Origin of the sequence: Sphingobacterium sp. UBA7253 (assembly GCF_002472745.1) — a bacterium.
GTDB classification, from domain to species: domain Bacteria; phylum Bacteroidota; class Bacteroidia; order Sphingobacteriales; family Sphingobacteriaceae; genus Sphingobacterium; species Sphingobacterium siyangense.
Genome location: NZ_DKSP01000133.1, coordinates 1 through 4,546, shown reverse-complemented (window position 1 = coordinate 4,546; position 4,546 = coordinate 1). Strand labels below are relative to the sequence as shown.

At 40.1% G+C, this 4,546-nt stretch carries 4 protein-coding genes; 2 read left to right on the top strand and 2 right to left on the bottom strand.

Annotation, left to right across the window (positions count from 1 at the left end):
- Positions 1 to 37: 37 nt before the first annotated feature.
- Positions 38 to 2,047: a (E)-4-hydroxy-3-methylbut-2-enyl-diphosphate synthase gene (gene ispG, locus B2X72_RS13635; RefSeq protein WP_286849952.1), complete on the bottom strand. Its 2,010-nt coding sequence runs from the start codon at positions 2,045 to 2,047 to the stop codon at positions 38 to 40.
- A 45-nt stretch (positions 2,048 to 2,092) separates the two neighbouring features.
- The gene (locus tag B2X72_RS13630) at positions 2,093 to 3,043 is read right to left on the bottom strand and encodes a LiaI-LiaF-like domain-containing protein (protein ID WP_286849951.1); all 951 of its coding nucleotides are present in this window, start codon (positions 3,041 to 3,043) and stop codon (positions 2,093 to 2,095) included.
- Positions 3,044 to 3,289: 246 nt separating this feature from the next.
- Between B2X72_RS13630 and B2X72_RS13625 the strand changes: the two genes are divergently transcribed.
- Positions 3,290 to 4,024 carry an MlaE family ABC transporter permease gene (locus B2X72_RS13625; protein WP_046671950.1) on the top strand — a complete coding sequence of 245 codons (735 nt, stop codon included), beginning with the start codon at positions 3,290 to 3,292 and terminating at the stop codon, positions 4,022 to 4,024.
- A 9-nt stretch (positions 4,025 to 4,033) separates the two neighbouring features.
- Positions 4,034 to 4,546: ABC transporter ATP-binding protein (locus B2X72_RS13620; RefSeq protein ID WP_286849949.1), on the top strand; the 513-nt coding region annotated here is incomplete at its 3' end.

Below are 4,546 nucleotides of genomic sequence, written 5' to 3'. Positions count from 1 at the left end.
CCCTTTGCTGTTTTATGTTAAACTTGATTTGTTAATTTTAGTCTTGTTGTATTTCTTCGATCCACAGTCCATCATCTTGAATGATCTTGATCAATTCGTCTAAGGCATGTGCAGAACTCACATTTTTCTTAACGATCTGCTGACCTCTATATAGCGTCACTTTATCAGGCCCCGCCCCAACATAACCATAGTCAGCATCGGCCATCTCTCCAGGGCCATTAACGATACAGCCCATGATACCAATTTTTAAGCCTTTTAAGTGATTGGTACGGCTTCGGATCATCTGCGTGGTTTCTTGGAGATCAAATAAAGTTCTGCCACAACTTGGGCAGGAAATATATTCTGTCTTGGATATTCTGGATCGTGTTGCTTGTAGAATTCCGAAAGAAAGCGAAGCGATGTTTTCCAATGCTGTTGCCGGAGAGTCAATCCAAATTCCTGAACCCAAACCATCGATTAATAATGCTCCTAGATCAGTAGAGGCGTACAGCTGTATTTTTGAAATAGGTTCTTCGGGATTCATAAAATCACCAATGGGTCCTGAGAAATCTTCTTCCAAATAAGAACGTTTGATAATGACAGGATTATCGATACCGATTTCCTGTAGGTTTCGAAAGAACTGTCTTTGATCTGCCATACCGTGAAAATAATCGGTTTCTACTATAAATACGACAGTTTTGTCAAGCTGTAAAGATTCAAACAGTGGGGTTAACAAATCTGAATTACAGATTTTGACCATATTCAGGACTTTATCCTTGTTGTCCGACTTTACGAATTCGTCTAAGGTAAAGAGGGGATGAATATTAGTTTGATCGGTAAGTTTTGACCAGGTGTTATAGTTATATACTTGCTTCAGATTTGCCGGCATCGTAAAGGATGGCAAATTGTCTGCGAGATAGACAAAGTCTACAGACTGCTCACCCATGTGGTATTTATCTAATAGGATATCATAGCGATAGCCAACTTTGGAAAGGATCTGAGCGTCTTTCAGATTTTCTTTAGAAATGTCGACCACAATCCTTGGTACCAAAGAGCCTCCGATAAAGGTATTTACTTCCTGGCTGGCATAAGGAACATTTGGTGTCTCTGGAGAGAGCTGAACAATCTCTTGTTTGGGCTGACTCTCGATGTTTGCCTTTCTTTTACTGTATCTATTGACAAGTGCTATGGCGACTGGGGCTTCCCGCTCAGGCTCTTCGGTTAACGATACACGTACAGTATCACCCAGTCCATCTTCCAAAAGTGTTCCGATACCAACGGCAGATTTTACACGACCATCTTCACCGTCTCCAGCTTCGGTTACACCGAGATGTAGGGGGTAGTTCATGTTTTCGGAAACCATTTTTTCGACCAGCAATCGGTAGGCTTTGACCATGACCTGTGGGTTGGATGATTTCATTGAGATACAGAGATTGTAGAAACTCAGATCTTCACACATCCGGATAAATTCCATGGCAGATTCGACCATCCCTTCGGGGGTGTCGCCGTAATGACTCATGATCCTGTCAGACAGTGAGCCGTGGTTGGTACCAATACGCATGGCGGTACCATTTTCTTTGCAGATATTTACGAGCGGAGTGAATTTTTGATAGATGCGCTCTAACTCACGCTTGTATTCTGCATCGGTATAAGATAGCTGATCAAACTTTTTCTTGTCTGCATAGTTACCAGGATTGACTCTTACTTTCTCGACGATACGAGCGGCAACCTCGGCAGCATTTGGTGTAAAATGAATATCAGCAACTAAAGGGACCTTATAGCCTCTTCTGCGAAGTTCATTTTTTATGTTAGCTAAATTTTGTGCTTCTTTAATACTAGGAGCGGTAATTCGAACGTATTCGCAGCCCGCCTCAACCATTCGGATGGTCTGCTCAACCGAACCCATCGTATCCATTGTATCTACTGTAGTCATACTTTGAATACGAATGGGATTACCGCCACCCATGGGAATATCACCGATCTGAATTTCCCTCGTTTTCCATCTCGAATAATCTACCTTGGAATTGCAATAGATTCCAGGTAATGTCAACATATTACTTGTGTCCATATCTAACACAAAGTTAGCTTTTCTTGACTAAAAATTGGCTGTCAATTAATATCTTCTAATTTTTATTGACGCGATGCCACCGTTGATGTCGAAATCGAATTTTTGAGCGGCCGAATCGTAATTCGTCGATTTTACCTCGCCTTCACTTTTTAGGAAATCGCCTTCATAATCTGTCGAGGATAATGCATTGTCGCTTGTAATGCGGCAGGCAGCATTTTTTGGGATGGCGATTTCAATAGAGGAGGCTCCAGCATCCATCGAAATTTTAGTTGTTGCTAGGGGTTGTCCTAATTTTAACTTCAAGCTAGTAGCTCCAGCATCGATATCCAATGTTTCTATCTTGTAGGGTGAAAGATCCAACTTGGCATCAATTGCACCGACATCAAAATTCAGATTCCATAGGATGTTGGGGTTTAAAGCGATGAACGTATTGTTGTTTTTGCTGTTAAAATCCTTGTTTTTGAATTTTCCCTTTAAGTTGATATCTAATTTGTCTGCGGACTCTCCATGTACAGTTACGCCCAGTAAATATTCTTTTGATGTGTTAAATGCCGAGAAGATTTCTGTCGTAGTGCTACTATCATTTCTTAATGAAGTGGCCCCCAAATCGAGGTTTAAGGTAGCGCTATGAATTTTATCGTCCAACGGTACATTGAGTTTTTCTGTTGAATAGTTTGTTTTGTCATTGGGATCATCTTTATCTCTAACGCCAAGGGTCTTACTTTTTAAGAGTTGATTAACGAGCGATTCCTTTGGTGTCGACAATCCTATGTAAGTCAAAAAACCTAAAATCACTACGGTAGAACCAATGGCAACAAACTGTCCAATCTGTTGGTCTTTGGGTACCAGCATACGAATTCCAGCAAGGACAATAAACAGCGGCCAGTATCTAAAAATACCTACCCAGTTGAAAGAAATCGTGTTGAGCTGTGATAATAATAAGACAACTCCTATAAAGAGAATGGTGATACCAGTTGTTATTCTTCGTGTATTCATAACTAATTCCGTTTGTTAATATGTCTCAAAAGTAAGTCGCTTTGAGAGATACCGTATGAATGTTTAGGCTATTATACATAAAAAATCGGTAAATGTGACTAATTGATCGGTAAGTAATTTCGTTTTTCGTATACTTTTTGGGTTTTCGCTTGTTTATATATTTGCTGGAATTAATTACCTTTAATGGATTACTTGGTTTAGTATAGTCGTAAAATTGGCGTAATACATTGAAATTAAATAGATAATATGATCTTTCATCACATTGGTGCATATCTCATCCTCCTGAAATCAGTTTTTAAAAGACCGGAGAAAGGTCGAATTTATTGGAAGGAAACCGTACTGGCAATGACCGATATTGGTATAGGATCTTTGGGACTTATTGTCATTATTTCTACCTTCATTGGAGCTGTTATGACCATGCAAATTGCCTTTCAGATGGTTTCGGACTTGATCCCAAATTCTATTATTGGTTCGATCAACCGGGATTCAAATATTTTGGAATTGGGACCAACGATTTCGGGGTTAGTTTTAATGGGAAAAATTGGGTCGTCTATATCTTCGCAGATCGGATCCATGCGTGTGACAGAGCAAATTGATGCCTTGGAAATTATGGGGATCAATGCCCCTGGTTATTTGATATTACCCAAAATATTGGCAGGTATCACCATGATTCCGATGTTGGTTATTATTTCCATCGTATGCGCTTTAGTTGGCGGTCTGTTGGGCGGGTCACTTTCGGGTGCTGTGACACAGGCGGATTATATTTTAGGAATTCAAGATGGTTTCAATGGTTTTACGGTGACAGTTGCCCTTGTTAAAGCTGTTGTATTTGGGTTTATTATTACTTCGATATCAGCTTATAAAGGGTATAATGTGAAGGGGGGAGCTTTGGAAGTTGGGCAAGCTAGCACAGAAGCAGTTGTAGTTGGCTGCATAACTATTCTTGCTGCAGATTATGTGATAACCGCATTAATGCTTTAAAAAGATTTTATGATTCAAATCGAAGATATTAACAAGTCATTTGGAGACAATCACGTTCTGAAGGGTATCAGTGCAAATTTCGAACCTGGAAAAGTGAGTTTGATTATCGGGGGGTCGGGTTCCGGAAAGAGTACTTTATTGAAATGTATTGTGGGCCTGCATCAACCGGAAAAAGGAAAGGTGATTTTTGATGGCAAGGATTTTACTCGGATGAATTTTGAAGAGCGCGTTCCTATTCGAAAAGAAATAGGCATGCTTTTTCAAAATTCAGCGCTGTTTGATTCGATGACGGTAGAACAAAATATCATGTTTTCGCTGGACATGTTTACGGATATGTCTAAAGCGGAGAAATTAGATCGGGCAAATCATTGTCTGGAACAGGTTAATCTGGAGGGAAGAAATAAATTGTTTCCTGCGGAACTATCGGGGGGGATGAAAAAGCGGGTTGGAATTGCACGCGCAATTAGTATGAACCCCAAATACCTTTTTTGTGATGAACCCAATTCGGGATTAGATCCAGAG

Excerpts from the sequence above, each read along its gene's own strand:
- B2X72_RS13630 (WP_286849951.1), bottom strand. The coding sequence starts at position 3,043 with ATGAATACACGAAGAATAACAACTGGTATCACCATTCTCTTTATAGGA.
- B2X72_RS13625 (WP_046671950.1), top strand. The coding sequence starts at position 3,290 with ATGATCTTTCATCACATTGGTGCATATCTCATCCTCCTGAAATCAGTT.
- ispG (WP_286849952.1), bottom strand. The coding sequence starts at position 2,047 with ATGGACACAAGTAATATGTTGACATTACCTGGAATCTATTGCAATTCC.